We start from the raw sequence: 25,916 nt of genomic DNA on the forward strand, positions 1-25,916 counted from the left end.
TCACCCTCGTACGCCTGTTGGGAGCCGCAATGACGCACTTCCGGAGCAAGCGCTTGCCGAGAGCGGGGCACGGCAAGGTCGTGGCCACCGTGCTCGGCCTCGTCGCCGCGCTGGGGCTCGGGGCGATCGGTGACGCGCGGGCGGCGGCGCCCGCAGCGCAGGCCGCGCCCGCCGCCGACCGCTGGACCGACCGGCCCCACGGCTTCGCCTCCCTCGCCGGCGGCACCACCGGCGGGGCGGGCGGCAAGGTCGTCACCGTCACCGACCAGGCCGCGCTGGCGAAGTACGCGGCGGCCGAGGAGCCGTACGTCATCCGCGTCAAGGGATCGCTGGACATGGACCCCTTCGGCACGGAGATACCCGTCGCCTCGGACAAGACCATCATCGGCGTGAGCGACACCGCCGAGATCGTCCACGGCGGGTTCACCCTCGATGCCGGCACGCACAACGTCGTCATCCGCAACCTCACCATCCGCGACACGGCCATCGAGGGCAACTGGGACTGCAAGGACACCGACTACGACGGCATCCGCCTCGACACCGCCCACCACGTGTGGATCGACCACATACGGTTCTCGCGGATCTGCGACGGCCAGCTCGACATCCGCAAGGACAGCGAGTACGTCACCGTCTCCTACAACCAGTTCACCGACAACAACAAGACCTTCGGCATCGGCTGGACGCCGAACGTCAAGACCCAGATCACCGTCGACCACAACTGGTTCCGGGGCACCAAGCAGCGCAACCCGTCCGCCGACAACTGCGCCTACGCGCACCTCTACAACAATTACCTGTCCTCGCAGCTGTCCGACGGCGACCCCGTGTGGACGTACGGGAACTGGGCGCGCGGCCGGACGAAGATGGTCGTCGAGAACAGCTACTACGACGGCGTGCAGCACCCCTACCAGGCCGACGCCACCGCCGAGCTGGTGCAGCGCGGGTCGGTCCTGAGGAACACGACGGGCCGGCACGACGCGTGGGGCACGGCGTTCGACCCGCGCGCGTTCTACGCCTACCGGCTCGACCCGGCCGCGGCCGTCCCCGCGCTGGTGAAGCGGTTCTCCGGACCGCAGAAGCGGATCGGCGGGCCGGTCACGCTGCACGTCCCGGGCGCCTACCCGACCGTGCAGGCCGCCGTGGACGCCGTGCCCGACGGCAACGACGTGCCGGTGCGGATCGCCGTCGCGCCGGGCACCTACCGCGAGAAGGTGCTCATCCCGGCGGGCAAGCCGCACATCGAGCTGCGCGGCACCGGACGGCACCGCTCCGACACCGTCATCGTCTTCGACACGCCCGCCGAGTACGGGGGATCGACGGGGAGCGCCACCGTCCGGATCGCCGCGAACGACGTCACGGCACGCCACCTCACCTTCAGCAACGACTTCGACGAGGCCGCGCACGAGCTGAAGGGCGAGCAGGCGCTGGCGATGAAGACGACCGGCGACCGGATCGTCTTCGACGACACGGCGTTCCTCGGCAACCAGGACACGCTGATGACCGACAGCCCCAAGCTGACCACCGTCAGCCGGGTCTACGTCCGCGACTCCTACATCGAGGGCGACGTCGACTTCGTCTACGGACGGGCCACCACCGTGATCGAGCGGTCGGTGATCCGGGCGCTGAGCCGGGGCTCGGACACCAACAACGGCTACATCACCGCGGCTTCGACCTGGAAGGGCAACCCGTACGGGTTCCTGATCACCAGGTCGAGGATCGTCAGTGACGCCCCCGCCGGGACGTTCCACCTCGGCAGGCCCTGGCACCCGGGCGGCGAACCGGACGCGATCGGCCAGGTGCTGATCCGGGACACCGAACTGCCTGCCGCGATCAAGAGCTCTCCGTGGACGGACATGAGCGGGTTCTCGTGGAAGGACGCGAGGTTCGCCGAGTACCGCAACCACGGAGCGGGCGCGACGGTCACCGCCGACCGTCCGCAGCTGAGCCACCAGGAGGCGCGGTCCCACACCGTCGCCGCCTACCTGAAGGGCACGGACGACTGGGCACCCCACGCCCACCACTGACCCCCCACACCCACACAGTTCGCTGGATCCGGAAGAAGAGAGCCGACCAATGAAGATCAGCAATCGAACCAGCAGCAGAGGCGGGCGCCGGACGTCGGCCGCCGTCGCCCTGGGGGCCGTGCTCGCGCTGACCGCGACCGCCTGCGGCGACGACGGCAGCGGGGCGGGCGGCGACAAGGGCTCGGAGGGCAGCGGCAAGGGCAAGATCGTCTTCTGGGACAACAACGGCGGTGTCCGCACCGAGATCTGGAAGGAGGTCATCGCCGACTTCGAGAAGGCCAACCCGGACATCAAGGTCGAGTACGTCGGCATCGCCTCCACCGAGTACCAGTCCAAGGTCGACACCGCCCTCCAGGGCGGCGGCCTGCCGGACGTCGGCGGTGTGGGTGCGGCGATGCTCGCCGGGTTCGCCGCGCAGGGCGCGCTGGAGCCGCTCGACGACCGGCTCGCCAAGTCGTCGCTGAACGGCAAGCTCAACAAGGACATGGTCGAGTCGCTGAAGGCCGCCGGCGGCGGTGACGACAAGCTGTACTCGATCCCGACCTCCGCGAACAACGGTGTGCTGTACTACCGCACCGACCTGTTCAAGAAGGCGGGGCTCCAGGAGCCGACGACCTGGGAGCGGTTCTTCGAGGCCGCGCAGAAGCTCACGAACAAGGGCAAGAACGAGTTCGGCTACACCATCCGGGGCGGCGCGGGGTCCATCGCCCAGGCGCTGGACGCGATGTACGGGCAGTCCGGCATCACCTCGTTCTGGGACTCCAGCGGTGACAAGACCACGGTCAACGACCCGAAGAACGTGGCGGCGCTGGAGAAGTACGCGAAGCTGTACAAGACGGTCACCCCGGCCGCCGACCTCAACAACGACTTCACCAAGATGGTCGCGCAGTGGGACTCCGGCACGATCGGGATGCTGAACCACAATCTCGGCTCGTACCAGGACCATGTGAAGGCGCTCGGGTCCGACAAGTTCCGCGGTATTCCGCAGCCGACCGGGCCCGGTGGGAAGCGGGTGCAGGTCTCCAACCCGGTGGACGGGATCGGGCTGTTCAAGAGCTCGAAGAACAAGGAGGCCGCCTGGAAGTTCATCGAGTTCGCCACGTCCAAGGCGGAGAACTCGAAGTTCAACGAGGCGGCGGGGCAGGTGCCGTCGAACACGGACGCGGCGCAGGACGCGTGGATCGCGAAGGCCGAGCCCACGAAGCTGGCGGCGCAGGCGTTGTCGGACGGGACGACGACGATCGTGCAGCTGCCGTACTACCTGCCCGACTGGAACACCATTTCCAAGGCCGACAACGAGCCGAACTTCCAGAAGGTGCTGCTCGGGAAGATGAGTGCGAAGGAATTCCTGGACACGATGGCTGAGCAGCTGAACACCGCGCAGGAGGAGTGGAACCAGCAGAACAGTTGATTGCCGGGTCTCGCCGTGGGACGGCCTGTGGTGTGCGGGCTGCGGGCCGTCCCTGGCTTGTCGCGCAGTTCCCCGCGCCCCTAGGGCATCTCCCGCCCTCTCCTGAAAGGAACTCTGCGTGTCCCTCAGCAGAAGACAGATGGCCGCCGTGGCTGCTTCCGTCCCGCTGGCCCTTGCCGCCACCGGTACCGCCTACGCCACCGGCCGCCGTCGCCGCACCCTCCACATCGCCGGTGACTCCACCGCCGCCCAGAAGTACGCCGATGCCGCGCCCGAGACCGGGTGGGGAATGGCGCTGCCGTTCTTTCTCCGCAAGGACCTGGTGGTTTCCAATCACGCGGTGAACGGGCGGAGTTCGAAGAGTTTCGTCGACGAGGGGCGGCTCGACGCCGTCTTCTCCGTGATACGGCCCGGGGATTTCCTTCTCGTCCAGTTCGGCCACAACGACGCGAAGAAGGAGGACCCGGCGCGCTACACCGAGCCCTGGACGACGTACCAGGACCATCTGCGGATGTACGTCGAGGGGGCCCGGGCGCGCGGGGCGCGGCCGGTGCTGGCGACCTCGGTGGAGCGGCGCAGGTTCGACGCCGCCGGGAAGGCCCTGCCCACGCACGGGGAGTACCCGGCGGCCATGCGGGCGCTCGCCGCCGAGGAGCAGGTCGCGCTGCTCGACACCCAGGCGCTGTCGCTCGCCCGGTGGCAGGAGCTGGGGCCCGAGCAGACGAAGACGTACTTCAACTGGACCCCGACCGAGCAGGACAACACGCACTTCAATCCGCCGGGAGCCATCGAGGTGGCCCGGCTCGTGGCGCGGGAGCTGCTGCGGACCAGGGTGCTCGGGCCGCGTGATCTGCGGCGGCTGGACGAGCGGATCCCCGAGTCCTGGATCACCTGGCCGGAAGCCGCCGCGTAGCGGAGAGCACCGTCCCCGACGAGAGAAGAGAGCCGCACCATGAACGTTCAGAAGTGTCATGATCATGCCATTGCGAGAGCCGTCGTGCTGGCCGGCTGCACCGCGCTCGTGCTGTCCCTGACCGGCACCGGCGCACAGGCCCAGCCGCGGGACGTGGCCCGCCAGACCCTCGGGGCCGGCGACGGGTGGGGCGCGTACGGCACCGGGACCACCGGCGGCGCCGCGGCCGACGCCGAGCACGTCTACACGGTCACCACGTGGGAGCAGTTCAGGGCCGCCCTGAAGGACGGCGGGTCCGCGCCCAAGATCATCAAGGTGAAGGGGATGATCGACGCCGTCTCCGAGGGCTGCGACGCCTTCGCGGCCGAGGGGTACGACTTCCAGAAGTACCTCGCCGCCTACGACCCCGCCGTCTGGGGACACGACAAGCCGGTCAGCGGTGAGCAGGAGGACCTGCGGGCCGCGTCCGCCGCCAACCAGGACAAGGCCATCAAGGCCAACGTGCCCGCCAACACCACGATCATCGGCGTGGGCAAGGGATCGGGCATCCTCGGCGGCAGCCTGCAGATCAAGGGCGTCGACAACGTCATCGTCCGCAACCTCACCTTCGAGGCGCCGGTCGACTGCTTCCCGCAGTGGGACCCGACCGACGACAACAAGACGGGCGCCTGGAACTCCGAGTACGACGGCATGGTCGTCTACGGCTCCACCCACGTGTGGGTCGACCACAACACGCTCACCGACGGCCGCTACCCGGACAGCTCCCTGCCCTCCTACTTCGGGAAGGTCTTCCAGCAGCACGACGGGCTCCTCGACGTCGTGCGCGGCTCCAACCACGTGACCGTGTCCTGGAACTCCTTCAAGGACCACGACAAGACCATGCTGATCGGCAACAGCGACAGCGCCACCGCCGACGACACGGGCAAACTCAAGGTCACGCTGCACCACAACCGCTTCGAGGGCATCGTCGAGCGGGCCCCGCGGGTGCGGTTCGGGCAGGTCGACTCGTACAACAACCACTTCGTGGTCACCAAGGGCCAGAAGTGGGGCTACGTCTTCGGCATCGGCAAGGAGTCCCGGCTCGTCGCCGAGCACAACGCGTTCACGCTGGCCCAGGGCATCAGCCCGGCGAAGATCCTCAAGAAGTGGAGCGAGGCGCCCGTCACCGCGAACGGCAATGTCGTGGGCGGCAAGGCCGTCGACCTGATCGCCGTGCACAACGCGGAGATTCCCGGCGAGACGCTCCAGTCGGGTGCGGGCTGGACCCCGACCCTGCGGGCGGGCGTCGATCCCGCGAAGGCCGTCCCGGGCATCGTCGGAGCCCGGGCGGGCGCCGGACGCCTGTGCTGATCTGACCCGCTCCTGAAACAGGGCCGGGGCGGCCCGCATCGCACCCCCGCCCCGGGGTGCGCCCGCCCCGGCCCTCCCTCACCCCGCACCAGCCGCACCGCGAAGGAGCAGCCGCATGCTCTCGCAGCACCGTCGTCCCCTCTCCCGCCGCGGGTTCCTCGTCGCCGGCGCCGCAGCCGGCGCCGCCCTCGGCCTCGCCCCCGGCCCCGCGCGGGCCGCCGCCCGCCCGCGCCCGTTCGGCCGCTACGGCTCACCGGCCGCCCGGCTCGATTCCAAGACGCTGTACGTCCACCCCGGCGGCGCCGGTGACGTCACCACGGTCCGGGACGCCGTGGCAGCGGCGGACGGCAGCGGGTACACCCTCGTCATCGCCCCCGGCGTCTACCGGCAGACCGTCGCCGTCGACCGGACCCGCACCGAGATGACCTGGATCGGGGCGAGCGAGGACCCCCGGGACGTCGTGATCGTCTACGACAACGCGGCCGGGACCCCCAAGCCCGGCGGCGGCAGCTACGGCACCACCGGCTCCGCCACCACCACCCTGCAGGCCGACGGCTTCACCGCCCACCGGATCACCTTCGCCAACGACTGGCTGCGCGCCGACCACCCCGGCATCACCGGCACCCAGGCCGTCGCCCTCAAGGTCCAGGGCGACCGGTCCGCCTTCCACCACTGCCGGTTCCTCGGCCACCAGGACACCCTGTACGCCGACTCCATGGCCCTCGGCACCTTCGCCCGCCAGTACTTCGCCCACTGCTACGCCGAGGGCGACGTCGACTTCGTCTTCGGCCGGGGCACCGCCGTCTTCGAGCACTGCCACTTCCGGACCCTGGACCGGACCGACCTGTCCGGCGCCCCGTACGGCTTCGTCTTCGCGCCGTCGACCGCCGGGGCCAATCCGCTCGGCTACCTGGTGACCAGGAGCCGCGTCAGCAGCGAGGCCCCCGACGGCTTCCACAAGCTGGCCCGGCCCTGGGTGCCCAGTTCCGACACCACCGCCCGGCCCATGCTCACCGTCCGGGACACCTGGCTCGGGCCGGGCATCGACGCTGCCGCCCCCTACGCCAACATGTCGAACTCCCACCCGTGGCAGTCGATGCGGTTCGCCGAGTACCGCAACACCGGCCCGGGCGCCCGGATCACGGTCCCCGAGAACCGCCCCCAACTCACCGCCGAACAGGCCCGCTCCGCCACCCGCGCCGCCCACCTCGGCGACTGGGAGCCGTGGAAGGAGGTCTGCTGAATGCACCGGCGCACCCTGCTCACCGGATTCGCCGGCGGACTGGTCGCCGCCGGTGCCGCACCCGCCTTCGCCGCGGCCGACCGCCGCGTCCTGCACGTCCGGCCGGGCGACTCCGTCCAGGCCGCGGTGGACGCGGTGGACGGGCCGGGCCGGACGATCGTCGTGCACCCGGGGACGTACCGCGAGGTGGTGAAAGTCCCGGCCCGGGCGGCCGGGCTCACCCTCCGGGGTCTCACCCGGGACCCCCGCGACACCGTCATCGTGTACGACAACGCCAACGGCACGCCCAGGCCGGACGGTTCGGGCACCTACGGGACGGCGGGCTCCGCCACCTTCACCTCGGCGGCCCCCGGGCTGACCGTCCGCGACCTGACCCTGGCCAACGACTGGCTGCGCGCCGACCACCCCGAGATCACGGGAACGCAGGCCGTGGCGGCGTACACGTACGGCGACCGGACCCGTTTCGAGAACGTCCGGCTCCTGGCCCACCAGGACACCCTCTTCGTGGACACCACCGCCCTGGACGCCTTCGACCGGCAGTACTTCCGGCACTGCCACATCCAGGGCGACGTCGACTTCGTCTTCGGGCGGGCGACGGCCGTGTTCGAGGAGTGCCACTTCCGCACCCTGGCACGGGACGTGGACTTCACCCCCAAGGGCATGGTGTTCGCCCCCTCCACGGCCCGGGCGAACCCGCACGGCATCCTCGCCGTCCGCTGCCGCGTCACCTCCGGCGCCGAGGACGGGGCGTACAAGCTGGCCCGGCCCTGGGTGCCGTCGTACGAGACCACGGCCCGGCCGTCGCTGGTCGTGCGCGAGACCCGGATCGGGCCGGGCATCGACGCGGTGGCCCCGTACACCAACATGCGGGAGGCCCACCCCTGGCAGTCGATGCGGTTCGCCGAGTACCGCAACACCGGGCCGGGGGCCGCCGTCTCCGTGCCGGAGAACCGGCCCCAGCTCACCGCCGAGCAGGCCCGGTCGCACACCAAGGAGACCTATCTCGGCGACTGGCGGCCCTGTGCGTAGGGCCGCCGCTCTCCTCCTGGGTGTGTGTCTGCTCTGGCCCGCCCCGCCGGCCTCCGCCGCCGAACGCGCGCCCGTCGGCTGGGCCTCGACGGGCCCGGGCACGAGCGGCGGGGCGGGCGGCCGGACCTGGACGGTGGACACGCGCGCCGAGCTCAAGGAGGCCCTCGCGAACGGCGGGGAGCCCACCGCGCCCAAGGTGATCCGGGTCGTCGGCGACATCGACGGCCACGAGAGCGACGACGGCTCCCTGCTCGGCGAGCAGGACTACGCGCCCGGCTACGACCTCCGCAAGTACATGTCCTGCTTCGGGGAGGACGGCTCCGCCTGGTCCGACACCCGCTTCGACCACTGCAAGCAGCAGCGGCACCTGCGCCAGACCGGGTCGAACAGACAGAAGGCGCAGATCCAGCTGACCGTGCCGAGCAACACCACGCTCGTCGGCGTGGGCCGCGACGCCCGGCTGCTCGGGGTGTTCCTGACCGTCAACACCGGCCGGAACATCATCGTGCGCAACCTGCGCCTGGAGGCACCCGTCGACCACTTCACCAGCTGGTCCCCGGCCGACGGGACTCGCGGCAGCTGGAACGCCCGCTTCGACGCGCTCACCGTCATCACCGGCAAGCACCTCTGGATCGACCACTGCACCTTCACCGACGGCCGGTTCCCCGACCGCGAGGCGCCCCTCGGCTTCCACGGCGAGCGCGTGCAGCGGCACGACGGACTGCTGGACATCGAGGACGGCTCCGACTTCGTCACCGTCTCCGACAGCCGGTTCGAGGACCACGACAAGGCGATCCTGGTCGGCTCGGGCGACGGGCGCGGCGACCGGGACCGGGGGCACCTCAAGGTGACCTTCGCCCGCAACCTCTTCGACGGCATCGCGCAGCGCGCCCCGCGCGTCCGCTTCGGGCAGGTGCACGTCGTCAACAACGTCCACCGGGGACGGACCCCGCTCTACGCCCTGGGCGTCGGCGTGGAGTCCGCGCTCTTCTCCGAGCGCAACGTCTTCCGGTACCCGGGGGCCGGACCGTCCGTCGCCCTCGCCGCGTACGGGGGCGAGCGGTTCCACGACACCGGCTCCTGGTTCAACGGCCGGCCCGCCCGCCTGGACGCCGTGGCGAGCGGACTGGGCCTGGACAGCGACGTCGGCTGGGACCCCGCCGACGTGTACGACCACCGCGCCCTGGCGTCGGCGTCGGCGGTCGAGCGGTACGTGCTGCGGCACGCCGGAGCGGGGAGGCCGGATGGACGCCCATGAGCCGCTGGGACGGCGCGGGTTCGTGGTCGGGGCCGGCGCGGCCCTGCTGGCGGGGGGAGCGGTGAGCGGGGCGGAGGCGGCGGTCGTCGACGGCCCGCTGCCCGACTTCCACCCGGCGCTCAAGGACGCCCTGACCTTCCCGCTCGCCTGGGGCCGCTCCCCGGTCCGTGACTTCCGCGCCTGGCGGCGTGCCGCCCGGGCCGTGGTCGAGGAGCACCTCCTCGTCGAGCGGCAGGACCGCACGCCGTACGCGCCGGAGTTCGGCGACCGCTCCCCGGGGGACGGCTTCACCCGGGAGTCGGTGACCGTCTCCCTCACCCGCTACGAGCGCGTGCGGGGTGCCCTGCTCACCCCGCACGGCCGCGGTCCCTTCCCGGCCGTGCTGCTCCTGCACGACCACGGCGCCCGGTTCGACATCGGCAAGGAGAAACTCGTCCGGCCCTGGTACGACGACACCCGCCTCGCCTCCGCCTCGGCCTGGGCCGACAAGTACTTCAGCGGGCGGTTCGTCGGCGACGAACTGGCCCGGCGGGGCTATGTGGTGCTGTGCCTGGACGCGCTCGGCTGGGGCGACCGCGGGCCCCTCGCCTACGAGCAGCAGCAGGCCCTGGCGTCCAGCTTCCTCAACCTCGGTTCCTCGCTCGCCGGGCTCATGGCCCGGGAGGACGAGCGGGCCGCCGCCTTCCTGGCGGGGCTCGACCGGGTGGACGCCCGGCGGGTCGCGGCCGTCGGCTTCTCCATGGGCGCCTACCGCGCCTGGCAGACCGCCGCCCTCAGCGACCACGTCGCGGCCGCCGCGAGCGTCTGCTGGATGACCGGCCTGAAGGAGATGATGGTGCCCGGCAACAACACGCTGCGCGGGCAGTCGGCCTACTACATGCTCCACCCCGGGCTCGCCCGGCACCTCGACATCCCCGACGTGGCGAGCATCGCGGCCCCCCGGCCGATGCTGTTCTTCCACGGCGGTCTCGACACGCTGTTCCCGGCCGAGGGCGTACGGGTCGCCCAGGACAAGCTGCGTGCCGTCTGGCGGGCGCGGAACGCCGAGGACCGGATACGGCTGAAGACGTGGCCGGAGCTCGGCCACGTCTTCACCGACCGGATGCAGGACGAGGTCTTCAGCTGGCTCGACGACGTCCTGTGAGGCTCACCGCCGTACCGGCCTGATCCCCTCCAGCGTCGGGATCACCGGCTTGATGGTGCCGTCGGCCGCGAACTCCATGCGGTCGATGGTCGTCTCGCGGTGCATGCCGTCGCCGCCCGGGCGGCCGGGGCCGTTGAGGGCGAAGCGGTGGTAGACGGCGTACCAGTCGTCGGTGCCGGGGGCGTTCACCACCGAGTGGTGACCGGTGCCGAGGATGCCGTACTCCGGCCGCTTCTCAAGGATCGTGCCGCGCTTGGTCCACGGGCCGAGCGGGGACGGTCCCGTCGCGTACGCCACGTGGTAGTTCTCGCTGCGCGTGTCGTCCTCCGACCACATGAAGTAGTACGTGCCCTTCCGCTTGATCACGAAGGAGCCCTCGCGGAAGTTCGCCGGGGTGATGTCCTGCACCTGCGAGGCGTCGTACGACACCATGTCGTCGTTCAGCGGGACGACGTACCCGTGGCCGTTGCCCCAGTACAGGTAGGCCTTGCCGTCGTCGTCCGTGAAGACCGACGGGTCGATCATCTGGCCCTTCAGCGCACCGCCCTTGGCGACCAGCGGCTTGCCGAGCGCGTCCTTGAAGGGGCCGGCGGGGGAGTCGGCCACCGCCACGCCGATCTGCTGCTCGGCGCAGAAGTAGAAGTAGTACTTGCCGTTCCGCTCGGCGATCGCGGGCGCCCAGGCGTACTTGTCGGCCCAGGTCACGTCCGGCCCCAGGTCGAGGATGACGCCGTGGTCCTTCCAGTGGACCAGGTCCTTCGACGAGTACGCCTTGAACTTGGTGCCGCTCCAGCCCTGGAAGCCGTCCGTCGTCGGGTAGATCCAGTAGCGGCCGTTCAGGTACCGCACGTCCGGGTCGGCGTTCAGGCCCGGCAGCATGGGGCTGCGGGTGCGGACCGCCTCCACCGTCCAGGTGCGCTTGGTGCCGTCGGCCGCCGTCACCGTGTACGTCTGCGGCGTGCGGAAGTCGCGGCGGGTACCGGACCTCGGGCTCAGCGTGGCGCCCTCGCCGACCCACAGTTTCGGGGCGAGGCCCCGCAGATCGGCGTCGGGCTCCATCGGCAGGACGACCTTCGAGGCGCTGTCCGTGACGATCGCGTAGCCCTTCTGGTGCTTCGCCGTCGCGTCCACGACCGAGGTGGGCGTCGCCGGGTAGGCGGCCAGCAGGCGGTCGTACTCCTGCTGCGTCACCGGCAGGACCGTGCCGTGCCGCGGGCTCGCCGGGAGCTGGTAGTCCGTCGACGGGGTCCACTTGCCGGAGGCGAGGTCGGTGGTCTCGAAGGGGATGTAGCCGCGGCCGCCGTACTCGTCGATGAACAGGTACCACTTCTTCTCGGTGTTCGACTTGAACACCGTCGGGCCCTCACCGCGGTCCATCGCGCCCTTGCCGATGCAGTCGGCCACGAAGTCGTACTTCGTCGAGGTCAGGGACGTCGACTTCTCCCCGGTGATGAACTTCGAGCAGGGGCTGGAGGAGCTGGGGTCCCGCTCGTCCTTGGTGTAGCGGTAGTACTCGTCCTTGTACTTCACGACCGTGGAGTCGATCACCGAGTAGCCGGGGTCGTTCCAGATCTTCGGCTCGCTGAAGGTGCGGAAGTCCTTCGTGGTCGCGTACAGCATCTTGTTGTACGTGTCGCCCTTGTGCTCCGGGTCGTCGTCGGCATACAGCTTCGACGCCCAGAAGACGACGTACGCGTCGAGCTCGTCGTCCCAGTAGGCCTCCGGGGCCCAGGTGTTGCCCGCGTTGTCCGGGGAGACCTTCACCAGGCGCTGGTCGGTCCAGTTGACCAGGTCGGTGGACTCCCACACCATGATCGACTTGCTGCCGTGCCGCTGCACCTGGTCCCAGCTGCCGCTGGAGTTCTGGTACATCCTGAGGTCGGTGGCGATCAGGAAGAACTTGTCGCCCTCGGGGGAGCGGATCACGAACGGGTCGCGCAGGCCCTTCTCTCCGATCGTCGAGGTCAGGACCGGCTTGCCGGCGTTCAGTTCACGCCAGTGCAGCGGGTCGTTGCCCCGGCTGAGGGCGTAGCGGATCTGCTCGCCGTCGGCGGTGCCCTCGCCCGTGAAGTAGGCGAAGAGGTAGCCGGCGTACTTGGAGTGCTTCACGGGTGGTGCTCCGGGATCTGCCGTGCTCGGCGGTGCCGTGAGGAGGGTCATGAGGAGGCCGGTCAGGGCCAGGAACGGAAGCAGGAGCGTGCGGGGGCGCATGACACTTCCTGTCGGAGTATGGGGGATTCTGTTGGATGGCGGCCCTCGGAGTGTCACCGGAGGGAAGCAAGGCGTCAACGGGTGTGCACGAGGCCGGTCGTTCCGAAACTTTCGGAACATCGACGCCTCGGCGGCAACCCTTTTCCGCACGGCGGCGACTGGTGGTCGAAACGCGCCGGAGCGGGCCCCTCCGAGCCGTTTCCTCCCCGACTCCCTAGGAAAGGACCGCTCCGTGCTGCTCAGCACCGGACGCCACCGCAGCACCCGCACGCTCTCCATCGCCGCCGCGGTGGCCTGTGCCGCGGGGGCGGGCGGCTTCTGCCTCGGGCTGACGACCGGCGGTGCGCGGGCCGCCTCCACGACCGTCACCGTCTCCACCACGGCCCAGCTCGAAACGGCCGTGCGGAACGCCGGCGCCGGCACCACCATCCAGGTCCGCGGCGGCACCTACCACCCGACCGCGACCCTCGAGTCCCGCGCGAACGGCACGAGTTCGGCGCGCATCACCCTGCGGGCGCACCAGGGCGAGCAGGTGCGGATCGACGGCTCCGAGCTGCCGGCCGGCTCCCGGCTGGCCGCCATCGACGGCGACTACTGGACCGTCCGGGACCTCACCTTCGCCGACGCCCCGGCCGAGGGATTCGTCGCCACCTCCTCGGTCGGCGGGGTCTTCCACAACCTCGTCACCGCGGACAACGGCGACTCCGGTTTCACCCTGCGCGGCGACGGCACCACCGGCAACCTCGTGCGGAACCTGGACAGCCACGGCAACCACGACCCGGCCGGCCACGGCCGGAACGCCGACGGCATCGCCGTGAAGTTCGGCTCCGGCACGGGCAACCGCATCACCGGCGCCCGGCTGTACGACAACGCCGACGACGGCCTCGACCTGTGGCAGTTCTCCTCGCCGGTCACCATCGAGCACTCCTGGGCCTTCGGCAACGGCCCCGACCGCTCGGACGACGCCGCCTCCGAGGGCCGAGGCAACGGCTTCGAACTGGGCGGCGGGGGCGCCTCGGCCGCCCACGTCGTCGACGACAACGCGGCCTGGGACAACACACGGCACGGCTTCACCGGGAACTCCAACCCCGGCGCCCTCACGCTGCACCGCAACACCGCGTACGCCAACGCCGGGAAGGGCTTCCACTTCGCCACCGGTGCGGCCCGCCTCGGCGGGAACCTCGCCGTGAGCGACCGGGCCGGCCGCGCCGAGCTGGGCTCCGCCGCGGTCTCCGCCGGCAACAACTGGGACAGCGGCGTCGCGACCCCGCCCTTCAGGTCCACGGACGCCACCGGCGCCTACGGGGCCCGCAAGGCGGACGGCTCCGTCCCCGCGACCACGTTCCTGACGACCGGCTCCACCACCATGGGCTCGACGATGAACTAGACGCGCCGCCGCACGACGACGCCCCCGCCGGTGGGTACCGGCGGGGGCGTCCTGCCGACCGGCCGAGGGGGGCTCGGCCAGGGCTGCTCGACCGTCCGGAGGGGGGCTCCGGAGGGTCGGGGTGCCGGGAGTCCGACTGGGGGCCCGGACATCCGGCATCCGGCCGTACCGAGGGGGGTTTCGGTCCGGCCGGAGCTCACATGTGCCGCGGCGTCACTGGTAGCTGATGTCCGAGGCCTTGAACTTGCAGGTCTTGCCGTCCGGGCCGGCCGGCTTCAGCTCCTTGGGCTCCTTGCCCGTGTTGTTGCCCTCGAAGCGCACGCACGTCTTGATCTTCTTCTTGCTGTCGCCGTGGACGCGGATCTTCGACAGCGTGGCCGTGTCGCCGTAGTTGGCGTTCACGCCGACGATCGAGTTCATCGGGGCCGTGACGTCGATGTCGCTGAGCACGATCGTGCGCTTGTACTGCGTCTTGCAGTTGCCGCAGGAGCGGACCAGCTTGCCGGCGTTCTGCACCTGGAAGCCCGACACGTTCAGCGTGCCGGCGCCGTTGAACTGCAGCACCTTGTCGTCGGCGTTCTTCGCGCCGCCGCCGATCACCTTGTACACCGCCGAGGACGACTTGCCCTTGAAGCTGGCCGCGTCCTCGCCGACGTCCGTCCACCAGACGTTCTGCAGGGTGCAGCTGCCCTTGCAGTGCACGCCGTCGGCGGCCGGGGTGCCGATGATGACGTTCTTGAGGACCGCGCCGTCGGCCAGCTCGAAGATGGGGTCCTGGCCCTCGTCCTGGTTGCCGCCGCCGAGCGCGCCGGTGCCGTAGAACATCTTCATCCCGCCGTCGCGGACACCGGAGACCGGGATGGTCTTCGACACCGGCGTCTTGCCCTTGTCCGCGGGCCAGGAGGACGCGGCGCCCGCCGTCGACAGCATCGACGTCGTGATGATCGCCGCTCCCGTGATGCCGAAGGCCGACATCCCGGCGATCACCGCCCGCCGCTTGGTGACGCTGCGGCGGTGGCGGACGCGCTGTTCTGCTGGTGCAGTCATGTACCGATTCCTCAACTGGGTGGTGACTCTTGCGCCTGGTGGTCGTCACCGGTGAGGAAAGGGTTGCCGCCCTTCAGATTTTTTTCACGAGTCGTCCCCGGAGTCTTCCCCGGTGGCTTCCCCGTCCTTGTCCACGGCGGCGAAACCGCCCCCCACGGACAGCCGTTCCGCACCCGCGGCGGCCGTCACCGTGTAGCGGTCCGCGCCGGCGTCGCGGCCGCCGCGGTCGTGGTCGAACTGCCCCGCGAACACCCACTCGCCCGCCGGCACGGTGCGGCCCTCCTTGAGGGTCCAGGTGTAGACGAGGAAGCCGTCCTGCTCCGCGACGGTGAGGGTGAAGTCGTTCTCCGGCAGGGAGCGCCAGGCGCCCGCGTCGGAGACCCCGCCGGTCTGCGCGACCCGCAACCGCACCGTCAGGGCGGTCAGTCGCGCGCGGGTCTTGAGGGTGATGTTGCTCTGCGCCCAGAAGTCGTTGCTGTGCGGGTCGACCGAGCCGTCCGACCACAGCGGCCCGTCCTCGGTCGCGGCGGGCGTCCGCCCGGGGGCGGAGGGACTCGGCGTCCTGGAGGGCGGCGGAGCGGACTCGCGCCGCTCCGGCGGGCTGCTCGGCGTCGGATCCACCGGCGGCGCGGGCGGCCGGCTCGTCGCCTCCGGCGACGGTGTGGGGGTCGGCGGCGTCGCCACCTCCTGCTGCTGCGGGGCCGTCTCCTCCTTCACCGCGGACGCGACCGCGTAACCGCCCACCGCCAGCACGCTCGCCACCGCGGCCGTCGCACCGGCCACCCGCATCCAGCCGAACACCGGCGGACGCGTCGCCCGGTGGCCGGAGGTGGCGGGACCGGCCATGCCGCGCTCGACCCGAGCCAGGATGCGCTCCCGGTCGGGCTCGTGGCCCCCGGCCGCCGCGTGCAGCCGGGAGCGCAGCTCCTCGTGCACGTCCCGCCGCATGGTCATCGGTCCCTCCCTCCGCCCTCACCGGTGCGCAAGCCTTCCACGGCGGGTGCGCAACGGGGTGCGCCCACCGCCGCGTGCATCCGCTGCGGCACACCCTGTGTGCCCAGCAACCGCTGGAGTTCGGCCATTCCCTTCGAGGTCTGGCTCTTCACCGTACCCACCGAGACGCCGAGGGCGAGCGCGGTGTCCTTCTCCGACAGGTCGAACGCGTGCCGCAGCACCACGCAGGCGCGCTTGCGGAACGGCAGCCTGCGCAGCGCCTCCTGGACGTCGACCACGCCCGCGACGTCGGGGTTCTCGGTGTTCTCCTCGCGCTGCGACCAGAACAGGGCGATGCGCCGCCGCTCCCGCACGGCACTGCGGATCCGGGTGCGGGCCAGGTTGGCGACCACACCGCGGGCGTAGGCCGCCGGGTGGTCGGCCGCGCGCACCCGGTCCCAGCGGTGCCACAGCGCCAGTAACGCGTCCGCCGCCAGGTCGTCGGCGGTGTCCGACTCGCCCGTCAACAGATAGGCCAGACGGGACAGTTCGGCGTAATGGCGCTCGAAGAAGGCGTGGAACTCCACGGAGGCGGCGTCGTCGACGACTGTGCCCACGGGCGACCTCTCCTCGCAGCGGCTTCGGGCACTCCCGGCCGGGGTGCCCGTGAGTGTCATGTAGATGACATGTGATCATCCGGGGGAGGCCCGGACGAGATCCGGAAGCGTAGCAGCGATCTCGGGATGGTTCGTACGGAGCTTCGAACGGCGTATGGCGGGCCGGACTCTGATTCCGTAACACGGCGAAAACCTGAACGGGGTTCAACGCGGGAACAATCCAGCCAGCATCCGCACACCGATCACCCAGGCATCAAGGAGCACGCGCCATGTCCGAACCGCAGCAGACGGCCGACCGGCCGACCGCCGCACCACCCCCGGTGAACAGCGTCGACCGGTTCTTCCGGATCTCCGAGCGGGGATCCACCTTCGGCCGTGAGATACGCGGCGGCTTCGCCACCTTCTTCACGATGGCCTACATCCTTGTCCTGAATCCCATCATCCTGGGCAGCGCCAAGGACAAGTTCGGGCACCAGTTGGATGCCGTCCAGCTCACCACCGCCACCGCCCTGGTGGCCGCCGTGATGACGATCATCATGGGCGTCGCCGGCAACCTGCCGCTCGCGCTCGCCGCCGGACTCGGCCTGAACGCCGTGGTCGCCTTCCAGATCGCCCCGCTGATGAGCTGGGACGACGCCATGGGCCTGATCGTCCTGGAGGGCCTGCTGATCTGCGTACTGGTGGTGACCGGCCTGCGCGAGGCCGTCATGCACGCCATACCCCAGCCGCTCAAGCAGGCGATCAGCGTCGGCATCGGCCTGTTCATCGCCTTCATCGGCTTCGTCGACGCCGGGTTCGTCAGCCGCATCCCGGACGCCGCCAACACCACCGTCCCCGTCCAGCTGGGCGGCACCGGAACCCTCACCGGCTGGCCGATGCTCGTCTTCTGCCTCGGCGTGCTGCTGACGATCGGCCTGCTCGCCCGCAAGGTCAAGGGCGCCATCCTGATCAGCATCGTCACCATGACCGTGCTGGCCGTAGTGATCAACTCCCTCGCGGACATCAAGAGCTGGGGCCTGACCACCCCCTCCTGGCCCGACAAGCTCGTCGACGCCCCCGACTTCGGACTCCTCGGCGACTTCGACCTGTTCGGTGCCTTCAGCGCCCCCGGCGTCGGCGTCATCACCGTCGTCCTGCTGGTCTTCACCCTGATCCTGTCCGACTTCTTCGACACCATGGGCACGGTCGTCGGCGTCAGCGCCGAGGCGGGCCTGCTGGACGAGGAGGGCAAGGTCCCGAACCTCGGCCGGGTCCTGCTCATCGACGGTGCCGCCGCGGTCGCCGGCGGTGCGGCCTCGGCCTCCTCCGCGACCTCCTACATCGAGTCGGCGGCCGGCGTCGGCGAGGGCTCGCGCACCGGCTTCTCCAACCTCGTCACCGGCGGCCTGTTCGCCCTCGCCCTGTTCCTGACCCCGCTGCTCACCATCGTCCCGCTCCAGGCCGCCGCCCCGGCCCTGGTCGCCGTCGGCTTCCTGATGATGACCCAGGTCAAGCACATCGACTGGGACCGCTACGACATCGCCATCCCCGCGTTCCTCACCATCGCCGTGATGCCGTTCACCTACTCCATCACCAACGGCATCGGCGCCGGCTTCCTCGCCTACGTCGTCATCAAGGCCGTGCTCGGCAAGGCCAAGGAGGTGCACTGGCTGCTGTGGGCCACCTCGGCCCTGTTCGTCGTGTACTTCGCGATCGACCCGATCGAGCAGCTCCTCGGGGCCAAGTAACGCGGAAGGGCCGCCCCCGGGGGGAAGGGGGCGGCCCATCTGTACAGACGCCGTGCGGGCGTCGGAGGTTCAGTCCTTCAGCGCGGCTTCCATCATCGCCTTGGCGACCGGCGCCGCCAGGCCGTTGCCGCTGACCTCCGAGCGGGCCGCGTCGGACTGCTCCACCACGACCGCCACCGCGACCTCCTTGCCCGACGAGCCGGACTTCCCGTAGGAGGTGAACCAGGCGTACGGCACCTGGCTGTTGTTCTCGCCGTGCTGGGCCGTACCCGTCTTGCCGCCCACGGTCGCGCCCGGCACCTGGGCGTTCGTGCCCGTGCCCTTCTCCACGACCGTCCGCATCGCCGACTGGAGCTGCTCGGCGGTCGAGGAGGAGACGATCTCCTTCGTGCCCGCCTCGTCGTCGTAGTTCTGCAGCACATCGCCGCCGCTGTTGGTGATCTGCGAAACCATGTGCGGCGAGACCAGCTTGCCGCCGTTGGCTATGGCCGCCGACACCATCGCCATCTGGAGCGGGGTCGCGGTGACGTCGAACTGGCCGATGCCCGTCAGGGCCGTCTCCGAGGGGTACATGTCCGAGGGGTACACGCTCGTGTAGGCCCGGACCGGCACGTCCAGTTCGTCGTCGTTGAAGCCGAACTTGTCGGCCATCGCCTTGACCTTGTCCTGGCCCAGGTCGACGGCCATCTTCCCGAAGACGTTGTTGCAGGAGTACTGCAACGCCACCCGGATCGAGGCGTTCGCGCACGGCGCGCTCGGGTTCTCGTTGTCCAGCGACCGGCTCGTGCCCGGCAGCGGGTACGGGTTCGGGCTGTCGGTCCGCTCGTCGACCGACGAGTACAGCCCGTCCTCCAGGGCGGCCGCCGCCACGACCAGCTTGAACGTCGAGCCGGGCGGCAGCGGCTGCCGCAGCGCACGGTTGACCAGCGGCTTCTCCGGGTCGGAGGTGAGCTTCTTCCAGGCCGTGCCCGCGGTGTTGGCGTCCGTCAGCGACGAGGGGTCGTACGACGGCGTCGACACGACCGCCAGGATCCTCCCGGTCTTCGGGTCGATGGCGACGGCCCCGCCCTTCTTGTCGCCGAGCGCGTCGTACGCCGCCTTCTGCACGTCCGGGTCGATCGTCGTGACCACGTTGCCCGGGTCGGCCCGCTGGTTGGTGAGCGTGTCCAGCACGGACTTCAGCCGGCTGTCCGTGCCGTTGAGGAGGTCGGTGTAGATGCCCTCCAGCTGGGTCGGCGCGTACGCCTGCGACGCGTATCCCGTCACCGCCGCGTACAGCTCGCCGTCCGTGTACGTGCGCTTGTACTTCAGGTCGCTGTTCTTGGTCGGCGCCGAGCCGGTGATCGACCGGCCGGCCACGATGATGTTCCCGAGCGGCGCCGAGTACGTCTCTATGGCGTTCCGCCGGTTGTCCTTGTCGTCTGCGAGCGCCTGGCCCTCGTAGAACTGCACCCAGGTCGCCCTGCCCAGCAGGGCCAACACCAGCAGCAGCGTGAAGACCGATGCGCGCCTGATCGTCTTGTTCATTCCGAACAGGAGGACGAGTGAGGCCGGGCGGATCGTTCCCTCCCGTCCGGTTTTCTCATCCGCCGTTCAGAAAACGCGCTTCGTACGCGGCGATGACCGCCTGCGTGCGGTCCCGGGTCCCCGTCTTCGCCAGCACCGCCGCCACGTGCGACTTCACCGTGGCCGGGCCGACCTCCATCCGGCGCGCGATCTCCGCGTTGGTCAGCCCCCGCGCCATGTGCCGCAGCACCTCCCCCTCGCGTGCCGTGAGCTTCGCCACCCACGCGGGCGGCGCCGGGTGCGCGCGGGCGTGCTCGGCCGCGAGCGTGCGGACGGCCGCCGGGAACAGCAGGCTGTCGCTGCGCGCCACCAGCCGGACCGCCTGCACGAGCGCGTCGGCGTCCGCCCGCTTCAGCAGGAACCCGGCGGCTCCCGCGCGCAGCGCGTCGTACACGTAGGAGTCGTTCTCGAACGTCGTCACGACGACGATCCGGGGCGGCTCGTCCAGGGTGGCGAGGATCTGCTCGGTGGCGCGGATGCCGTCGATCTCCGGCATCCGGACGTCCATGAGGACGACGTCCGGCCGCACGTCCCGGACGACCGACACCGCCTCGGCACCGGTGGCCGCCTCGCCCGCCACCTGAAGGTCCGGCTCGGCGGAGAGGATGGCGCGCAGCGCGGTGCGCACCATGCGCTCGTCGTCGGCGAGGACGACACGGATCGGCGTCGGGCTGGTCATGCGGGTCCCTTCATCGGCAGGCGTACGTACAGTCGCCAGATGTCCCCGGCCGGTCCGGCGGTTCCCGCCGTCACGGTGCCGCCCAGCAGCCGCGCCCGGTCGGCGATGCCCCGCAGTCCGTGGCCGCCGCCGGGGCGGGAGGGCGCGGGGCCGGTCACCGGATTCTCCACGGTGATCTCCAGGTCCCCGCCCGCCACCGCGATCCGCACCTCGGCGGCCACCCGCTCACCCGCGTGCTTGAGGGCGTTGCTCAGCCCCTCCTGCACGATGCGGTAGGCCTCGCGGGACAGCAGCGGCGGCAGCGCCTCGGGGTCGGCGTCGACCGTGGCGGTCACGCGCGCGCCACCCGCCCGGGTCCGGGAGAGCAGGCCGTCGAGGTCGGCGCCGAGGGTGGGCGCCGGGGCCGTGCCGGGGGCGTCGCCCTCGCGCAGCACGCCCAGGACGGCGTCGAGTTCGCCGACGGTGCGCCGGGTCGTGTCCTCGATGGCGGCCAGGGCCTCGCGGACGAACTCCGGGTCGGAGTCGAGGACGCGGCGGGCCGCGCTCGCCTGGAGTATGACCGCGCTCAGGGCGTGGCCCACCGAGTCGTGCAGCTCCCGGGCCAGCCGGTTGCGTACGGCCAGGTCGGCGGCGCGTGCCTCGGCGGCGGCGAGCCGGTCCTCGGGCGACGGACCGAGCAGGGCGGGCGCCCAGCGGGCCAGCAGCGCTCCGCAGCCGGCCGCGCAGCCGGCGAGGGCGACGAGCGACGCCACCCCCACGACCGGGGCGAGCGCCAGGGCCCAGATGTGGTCGAGGACCTCGGGCAGCCCGAGCCGGGTGCCGCGCAGCCCCGCGAAGAGGGGCAGCGCGATGAGCACGGCGGCGAACGGCGGCAGGGCCAGCGACATCCCCGCGATGATCCCGCCGAGCCCGAGGTGCAGGGTGAACCAGGCCGCCGTGCGGCCCTTCTCGTCCCGTGTCCGGGCCGGTCCCGGGGCGAGCCGGTCCGCGGCGACCCCGCACAGCCAGCGCGCGGCGGCGGACTCCAGCGGCCGGGTCAGCGGGAACAGGGAGGTGACGGCGGCGATCGGCAGGCCCACACCGAACGAGGCGAGCTGGAGGGGGAAGGACCCGAAGACGTCCGTGGAGCCGGTGACCGGGCCGAGGATCACCGAGCCGACCAGGAAGTACGGCATGGCGAGCGCGCCGCCGAGGACGAGGTGGATCCAGCGCTGCCGGGCCCGCCGCCCGAGCAGGAACCGGACGCGGTCCCTCACGCCGCCCGCCGCACGGCCCCGGCCGAACGCTCCGCGAAGGAGTAGGCGCCGACGGCGGCGACCAGGAAGCCCACGAGCATCTGGACAGCGTAGGCGAGGCTCATCAGCGGCGTGGGGCGGTCGGCGATGTTCTCGACACCGCCGAGCGAGGCGAGCGACAGCCAGCCGCCCCAGCAGGCCACGGCCCCGGAGCCGACCCAGGCGAGACCGAGCGGCACCGACACCGACAGGGCCCGCCCGCGCCGGAAGGCCAGCAGACCGCCGCCGGTGACGGCCGCGAGGAGGAACACCACGTAGACCGCCTCCAGGACGTAGAAGTCACCGCCCCGCTCCGCCGCCCTGCCCTCGCTGAGCCCCGCGGTGACGCCGCAGGCCCACAGCGCGTGCAGGGTGAGGGGCAGCAGGGCGAACACGGCCGCCGCCACGGCCAGGGCCCGGTGCGCCGGCCCGAGGACGCCGACGGGCAGGTCCCCCACCCGGCCGCGCCACAGGTGCCCCCAGCGGTCGCGGGCGTAGGGCACGAAGAGACCGCCGAGCGCGAGCCCCTGGACGATGAACCCGCCGTACACGAGGGCGAACACCCACTCGTCCAGGAAGGCGTCCCGCCCCGGGGGCTCTGCCGCGGCGAACGCCCGCACCACCAGCTGCGCCGGGAACCCGGCCATGATCGGCGCGAGCAGCCCGGTCGCCACCCACACGGGGAACGCCAGCAGCCACGCGGGCACCCGCAGCCCCCACGGCCGGGTCAGCACGAGCGCCAGCACGATCACCGCGCTGTCCAGCAGTACGGAGACGCCGTTGATCACGGCCACGGCGAGGCGGTCGTCGAGCAGCGGACTGCCCTCGGGGATGCCGACGCGGCTCCCGGCGATCCAGGCGGCCTTGAGAGCGAGATACGGCACGCAGGCGAGGACGGCGACGGCACGCAGGAGCCGCCGGGTGCGGCCGAGGCCGGCGGCGGGCGGCGGAGCGACGGCAGGAGCGATCGACTGAGGCATGCGATCAGGCTCCCGCGGGGGCGACCGGCGGCACCTCCTGCGGGACGACGATCCGCCTCCGCCGGACGGGGGAGGAGCCGGGACCGGGAGGAGCCGGGACCGAGGAGCCGAGACGGGGAAGGCGGTCAGCCCTCCAGGCGCAGGACCGTCTCGTCGATCTCGGCGTCCCGGGCCCGCGCGTAGCCCCGGGCCGTGGCCACGGCCCGGAACCCGCACTTCTCCAGCACCCGCAGCGACCCCGCGTTGTCCGAAGCCGCCCGGGCGTACAGCGGACGCTCGGGCACCTCGGCCAGCAGCGCCCGCAGGGCCGCCGTGGCGATGCCCTTCCCCCAGTAGGCGCGGTCGACCCAGTACGTCACCTCGCGCTCGCCCGGCACCCCGTACACCGCCGCGTGGCCGACGACGTCACCGTCGGCCAGGACGGTCCGCGCCACGTCGGACGAGGAGCGGATCCTCGCCCAGTGGGCGTCGAAGGCGGCCCGGTCGGCGGGGTCCTTAGCGGTGAAGGCCGCCAGGTGCAGGGACTCGGGGTCGTTCATCTGCCGGAAGAAGACCGGCAGGTCGCTGTCGTGGACGGGTCGGAGTACGACCTCCATGGATTCAGAGCCTCCGGGTCGCGAGGGTCAGCCGGTCCCGCGCGTCGAACAGCGCGTCCTTCACCAGTTGCTCGTGCGCCGGCGTGAGCCGGGCCACCGGCACGGAGCAGCTGATCGCGTCCCGCGCGGGCGTGCGGTACGGGATCGCCACGCCGAAGCAGCGCAGCCCCAGCGTGTTCTCCTCCCGGTCCACGGCGAAGCCCTGCTCACGGACCTGGTGCAGCTCCTCGATGAGCTTCTCCCGGTCGGTGATCGTGTTCTCCGTCAGCGCCGGCAGCGTCTCCGGGAGCATCTTGCGGACCTGCTCGTCCGAGTACGTGCTCAGCAGCGCCTTGCCGAGGGACGTGGAGTGCGCGGGCAGCCGGCGGCCGACCCGGGTGAAGGGCCGCAGGTAGTGCTGCGACTGGCGGGTGGCGAGGTAGACGACGTTCGTGCCGTCCAGCCGGGCCAGGTGGATCGTCTCCGTCGTGTCGTCCGAGAGCCGGTCCAGCGTCGGCCGGGCCGCCGCGACGACCTCGTCGCCGTCGATGTACGACGTGCCGACCAGCAGGGCCCGTACGCCGATGCCGTACCGTGTGCCCGTCGCGTCCGTCTCCACCCAGCCCAGCTCGACCAGGGTGCGCAGCAGCATGTAGAGACTGGACTTGGGGTACCCGACGGCCTCCTGGACCGAGGCCAGGGAGTGCATACCGGGACGCCCGGCGAAGTATTCGAGCAGTTCAACCGTTCTTACCGCGGACTTGACCTGCGCCCCGCCGCCCGTCTCGCCAGCCGACATCGCCCTTGACCCCTTCGTTCGACGGGAAATAGTCTCCACAGCATATTCATCATCAGAGACAGCGTTCAGTATATCGAACGTGCCTGGTGGATGACCCAGTACTGCGGCATTACATGTGTGGAGGGACCCGCGGTGGCAGCAGCACCAGTCTGGAGTGTCGACCCCCGAACCGGGAAGCAGCGTGAACAGGTTGCGGTGGAGGCCACAGCCCAGGAGGTGGACGCCGCCGTCCGCGCCGCGCACGAGGTGCGCGGCGCCCTCGCCGACCGCACGGTCCGCGCCGCCTTCCTGCGCAGCGCCGCCGAGGAGCTGGAGGCGGCCAAGGACGGACTCGTCGAGACCGCCGACGCCGAGACCGCGCTCGGCCCGGTCCGCCTGACCGGCGAGCTCGCCCGCACCTGCTACCAGCTGCGGGCCTTCGCCGACATCGTCGACGAGGGCGCCTTCCTCGACGTCGTCATCAACCACCCCGACGACACCGCGACCCCGCCGATCCCGGACCTGCGCCGCTACAAGGTGCCCCTGGGCGTCGTCGCCGTCTACTCGGCGTCGAACTTCCCCTTCGCCTTCTCCGTCGCCGGCGGCGACACCGCGAGCGCCCTCGCGGCCGGCTGCCCGGTCGTCGTCAAGGCCCACCCGGACCACCCGGCCCTGTCCGAGTACGTCGCCAAGATGCTGCGCCGCGCCGCCGCCCGGCACGACATCCCCGAGGGCGTCGTCGGCCTGGTCCACGGCTTCGAGGCCGGTGTCGAGCTGATCAAGCACCCGCTGGTCGCGGCGGCCGGCTTCACCGGGTCGGTGCGCGGCGGTCGCGCGCTGTTCGACGCGGCGGCCGCGCGTCCGGTGCCGATCCCCTTCCACGGCGAGCTGGGCTCGCTGAACCCGGTCGTCGTCACCGAGGCCGCGGCCGCCGAGCGCGCCGAGGCGATCGGCTCCGGTCTCGCCGGCTCCATGACGCTCGGCGTCGGCCAGTTCTGCGTGAAGCCGGGCCTGGTCCTCGCACCGTCCGGCGCCGCCGGTGACGCCCTGCTGAAGTCGCTGACCGACGCCGTCAGCGACACCGACGCCGGGGTCCTGCTCGACCACCGCATGCGCGACAACTTCGTCGCGGGCGTCGCCGAGCGGGCCGGGCTGCCCGACGTCGACTCCCCGGTCACGCCGGGCGCGGGCGGCGAGCACACCGTCAGCGCGGGCTTCCTCACGGTTCCGGCGAGCAGGCTGGCGGCGGAGGGCGAGCACGACCTGCTCCTGGAGGAGTGCTTCGGGCCGGTCACCGTGGTGGCCCGCTACGAGGACGAGGCCGAGGTGAAGGCGGTCCTGTCGCGGCTGCCGGGCAACCTGACGGCGACGGTGCAGCTGTCCGAGGAGGAGGCGGCGGGTGAGGGCCGTGGCGCGGAGCTGCTGCAGGAGCTGACGCCGCTGGCCGGACGTGTGCTGGTGAACGGCTGGCCGACGGGTGTCGCCGTCGCGCCGGCGCAGCACCACGGCGGGCCGTACCCGGCTACGACGTCGACGTCCACGTCGGTGGGCGGGACGGCGATCGAGCGGTGGCTGCGGCCGGTTGTGTACCAGAACGCTCCCGAGGCGCTGCTGCCGGCCGAGCTGCGGGACGAGAACCCGCTCGGGCTGCCTCGCAGGTTCAACGGGCAGTTGGAGCGGTAAGCGCCATAGGGGTGCGGGTGGACTGCCGGCCGCGGGTTCGTTGTGGTTGATCGCGCAGTTCCCCGCGCCCCTCGAGGTCGGAGCTGGGAG

21 protein-coding genes are annotated in these 25,916 nt (G+C 71.4%); 11 read left to right on the forward strand and 10 right to left on the reverse strand.

Annotation, left to right across the window (positions count from 1 at the left end; translation table 11 throughout):
• Window positions 1-29: 29 nt before the first annotated feature.
• From ABZ948_RS10675 to ABZ948_RS10710, 8 genes are all read left to right on the forward strand, one after another.
• Entirely contained in the window at window positions 30-2,021 is a 1,992-nt protein-coding gene (locus ABZ948_RS10675) for a pectinesterase family protein (RefSeq protein ID WP_359758553.1), read from the forward strand.
• Between the two features lie 49 nt (window positions 2,022-2,070).
• Window positions 2,071-3,432: an ABC transporter substrate-binding protein gene (locus tag ABZ948_RS10680; RefSeq protein WP_359758554.1), complete on the forward strand. Its 1,362-nt coding sequence runs from the start codon at window positions 2,071-2,073 to the stop codon at window positions 3,430-3,432.
• 118 nt (window positions 3,433-3,550) lie between these two features.
• A complete protein-coding gene (locus ABZ948_RS10685) occupies window positions 3,551-4,345 on the forward strand; it encodes a rhamnogalacturonan acetylesterase (protein ID WP_359758555.1) in 795 nt (264 codons plus the stop codon).
• A gap of 39 nt (window positions 4,346-4,384) precedes the next feature.
• Window positions 4,385-5,695, forward strand: coding sequence for a pectate lyase family protein (locus tag ABZ948_RS10690; RefSeq protein WP_359758556.1), 1,311 nt, complete (start codon window positions 4,385-4,387; stop codon window positions 5,693-5,695).
• Between the two features lie 115 nt (window positions 5,696-5,810).
• Window positions 5,811-6,938, forward strand: a complete 1,128-nt coding sequence (locus ABZ948_RS10695; RefSeq protein ID WP_359758557.1) for a pectinesterase family protein — start codon at window positions 5,811-5,813, stop codon at window positions 6,936-6,938.
• Window positions 6,939-7,967 (forward strand): pectinesterase family protein, encoded by a 1,029-nt coding sequence (locus ABZ948_RS10700; protein ID WP_359758558.1) that lies wholly within the window; start codon window positions 6,939-6,941, stop codon window positions 7,965-7,967.
• Window positions 7,968-7,989: 22 nt separating this feature from the next.
• Complete coding sequence (locus tag ABZ948_RS10705) at window positions 7,990-9,225, forward strand: pectate lyase family protein (RefSeq protein ID WP_359758559.1); 1,236 nt, start codon at window positions 7,990-7,992, stop codon at window positions 9,223-9,225.
• Window positions 9,212-10,369 carry a dienelactone hydrolase family protein gene (locus ABZ948_RS10710; protein ID WP_359758560.1) on the forward strand — a complete coding sequence of 386 codons (1,158 nt, stop codon included), beginning with the start codon at window positions 9,212-9,214 and terminating at the stop codon, window positions 10,367-10,369. The genes ABZ948_RS10705 and ABZ948_RS10710 overlap by 14 nt, the downstream gene beginning before the upstream one ends.
• 3 nt (window positions 10,370-10,372) lie before the next feature.
• Here ABZ948_RS10710 and ABZ948_RS10715 read toward each other — a convergent pair whose 3' ends face one another.
• Window positions 10,373-12,580 carry a glycoside hydrolase family 43 protein gene (locus ABZ948_RS10715; RefSeq protein WP_359758561.1) on the reverse strand — a complete coding sequence of 736 codons (2,208 nt, stop codon included), beginning with the start codon at window positions 12,578-12,580 and terminating at the stop codon, window positions 10,373-10,375.
• A gap of 232 nt (window positions 12,581-12,812) precedes the next feature.
• Between ABZ948_RS10715 and ABZ948_RS10720 the strand changes: the two genes are divergently transcribed.
• Complete coding sequence (locus tag ABZ948_RS10720; protein ID WP_359758562.1) at window positions 12,813-13,967, forward strand: right-handed parallel beta-helix repeat-containing protein; 1,155 nt, start codon at window positions 12,813-12,815, stop codon at window positions 13,965-13,967.
• A 213-nt stretch (window positions 13,968-14,180) separates the two neighbouring features.
• On the opposite strand, the gene ABZ948_RS10725 is transcribed toward ABZ948_RS10720, so the two are convergent.
• From ABZ948_RS10725 to ABZ948_RS10735, 3 genes are all read right to left on the reverse strand, one after another.
• Entirely contained in the window at window positions 14,181-15,014 is an 834-nt protein-coding gene (locus ABZ948_RS10725) for a pectate lyase (RefSeq protein ID WP_359758563.1), read from the reverse strand.
• 84 nt (window positions 15,015-15,098) lie between these two features.
• A complete protein-coding gene (locus ABZ948_RS10730) occupies window positions 15,099-15,968 on the reverse strand; it encodes a hypothetical protein (protein ID WP_359758564.1) in 870 nt (289 codons plus the stop codon).
• The gene (locus ABZ948_RS10735; RefSeq protein WP_031117305.1) at window positions 15,965-16,564 is read right to left on the reverse strand and encodes a SigE family RNA polymerase sigma factor; all 600 of its coding nucleotides are present in this window, start codon (window positions 16,562-16,564) and stop codon (window positions 15,965-15,967) included. The genes ABZ948_RS10730 and ABZ948_RS10735 overlap by 4 nt, the downstream gene beginning before the upstream one ends.
• Before the next feature lie 269 nt (window positions 16,565-16,833).
• Here ABZ948_RS10735 and ABZ948_RS10740 point away from each other — a divergent pair, with 269 nt between their 5' ends.
• On the forward strand, window positions 16,834-18,291 hold the full coding sequence (locus tag ABZ948_RS10740; RefSeq protein WP_359758565.1) for an NCS2 family permease: 1,458 nt from the start codon (window positions 16,834-16,836) through the stop codon (window positions 18,289-18,291).
• Between the two features lie 69 nt (window positions 18,292-18,360).
• On the opposite strand, the gene ABZ948_RS10745 is transcribed toward ABZ948_RS10740, so the two are convergent.
• The 6 genes from ABZ948_RS10745 to ABZ948_RS10770 all read right to left on the reverse strand — a co-directional run bounded on the left by ABZ948_RS10745 (window position 18,361) and on the right by ABZ948_RS10770 (window position 24,164).
• Window positions 18,361-19,818 carry a peptidoglycan D,D-transpeptidase FtsI family protein gene (locus tag ABZ948_RS10745; RefSeq protein ID WP_359758566.1) on the reverse strand — a complete coding sequence of 486 codons (1,458 nt, stop codon included), beginning with the start codon at window positions 19,816-19,818 and terminating at the stop codon, window positions 18,361-18,363.
• Window positions 19,819-19,873: 55 nt separating this feature from the next.
• Window positions 19,874-20,536 carry a response regulator gene (locus ABZ948_RS10750; protein ID WP_359758567.1) on the reverse strand — a complete coding sequence of 221 codons (663 nt, stop codon included), beginning with the start codon at window positions 20,534-20,536 and terminating at the stop codon, window positions 19,874-19,876.
• Window positions 20,533-21,792: a sensor histidine kinase gene (locus tag ABZ948_RS10755; RefSeq protein ID WP_359758568.1), complete on the reverse strand. Its 1,260-nt coding sequence runs from the start codon at window positions 21,790-21,792 to the stop codon at window positions 20,533-20,535. Before ABZ948_RS10755 ends, ABZ948_RS10750 begins: the two co-directional genes overlap by 4 nt.
• The gene (locus ABZ948_RS10760) at window positions 21,789-22,790 is read right to left on the reverse strand and encodes a hypothetical protein (protein ID WP_359758569.1); all 1,002 of its coding nucleotides are present in this window, start codon (window positions 22,788-22,790) and stop codon (window positions 21,789-21,791) included. Before ABZ948_RS10760 ends, ABZ948_RS10755 begins: the two co-directional genes overlap by 4 nt.
• A 125-nt stretch (window positions 22,791-22,915) precedes the next feature.
• On the reverse strand, window positions 22,916-23,386 hold the full coding sequence (locus tag ABZ948_RS10765) for a GNAT family N-acetyltransferase (protein ID WP_359758570.1): 471 nt from the start codon (window positions 23,384-23,386) through the stop codon (window positions 22,916-22,918).
• 4 nt (window positions 23,387-23,390) lie between these two features.
• Window positions 23,391-24,164, reverse strand: coding sequence for an IclR family transcriptional regulator (locus ABZ948_RS10770; protein ID WP_031117296.1), 774 nt, complete (start codon window positions 24,162-24,164; stop codon window positions 23,391-23,393).
• Window positions 24,165-24,296: 132 nt separating this feature from the next.
• Here ABZ948_RS10770 and ABZ948_RS10775 point away from each other — a divergent pair, with 132 nt between their 5' ends.
• Window positions 24,297-25,826: an aldehyde dehydrogenase (NADP(+)) gene (locus ABZ948_RS10775; RefSeq protein ID WP_359758571.1), complete on the forward strand. Its 1,530-nt coding sequence runs from the start codon at window positions 24,297-24,299 to the stop codon at window positions 25,824-25,826.
• Window positions 25,827-25,916 lie beyond the last annotated feature (90 nt).

This window comes from Streptomyces olindensis, from assembly GCF_040645895.1.
Classification (GTDB): Bacteria; Actinomycetota; Actinomycetes; order Streptomycetales; family Streptomycetaceae; genus Streptomyces; species Streptomyces olindensis.

Coding starts and splice junctions, on each gene's coding strand:
- ABZ948_RS10675 (WP_359758553.1), top strand. CDS start 30: ATGACGCACTTCCGGAGCAAGCGCTTGCCGAGAGCGGGGCACGGCAAG.
- ABZ948_RS10680 (WP_359758554.1), top strand. CDS start 2,071: ATGAAGATCAGCAATCGAACCAGCAGCAGAGGCGGGCGCCGGACGTCG.
- ABZ948_RS10690 (WP_359758556.1), top strand. CDS start 4,385: ATGAACGTTCAGAAGTGTCATGATCATGCCATTGCGAGAGCCGTCGTG.
- ABZ948_RS10695 (WP_359758557.1), top strand. CDS start 5,811: ATGCTCTCGCAGCACCGTCGTCCCCTCTCCCGCCGCGGGTTCCTCGTC.
- ABZ948_RS10700 (WP_359758558.1), top strand. CDS start 6,939: ATGCACCGGCGCACCCTGCTCACCGGATTCGCCGGCGGACTGGTCGCC.
- ABZ948_RS10710 (WP_359758560.1), top strand. CDS start 9,212: ATGGACGCCCATGAGCCGCTGGGACGGCGCGGGTTCGTGGTCGGGGCC.
- ABZ948_RS10715 (WP_359758561.1), bottom strand. CDS start 12,580: ATGCGCCCCCGCACGCTCCTGCTTCCGTTCCTGGCCCTGACCGGCCTC.
- ABZ948_RS10725 (WP_359758563.1), bottom strand. CDS start 15,014: ATGACTGCACCAGCAGAACAGCGCGTCCGCCACCGCCGCAGCGTCACC.
- ABZ948_RS10730 (WP_359758564.1), bottom strand. CDS start 15,968: ATGACCATGCGGCGGGACGTGCACGAGGAGCTGCGCTCCCGGCTGCAC.
- ABZ948_RS10740 (WP_359758565.1), top strand. CDS start 16,834: ATGTCCGAACCGCAGCAGACGGCCGACCGGCCGACCGCCGCACCACCC.
- ABZ948_RS10745 (WP_359758566.1), bottom strand. CDS start 19,818: ATGAACAAGACGATCAGGCGCGCATCGGTCTTCACGCTGCTGCTGGTG.
- ABZ948_RS10750 (WP_359758567.1), bottom strand. CDS start 20,536: ATGACCAGCCCGACGCCGATCCGTGTCGTCCTCGCCGACGACGAGCGC.
- ABZ948_RS10760 (WP_359758569.1), bottom strand. CDS start 22,790: ATGCCTCAGTCGATCGCTCCTGCCGTCGCTCCGCCGCCCGCCGCCGGC.
- ABZ948_RS10765 (WP_359758570.1), bottom strand. CDS start 23,386: ATGGAGGTCGTACTCCGACCCGTCCACGACAGCGACCTGCCGGTCTTC.
- ABZ948_RS10770 (WP_031117296.1), bottom strand. CDS start 24,164: ATGTCGGCTGGCGAGACGGGCGGCGGGGCGCAGGTCAAGTCCGCGGTA.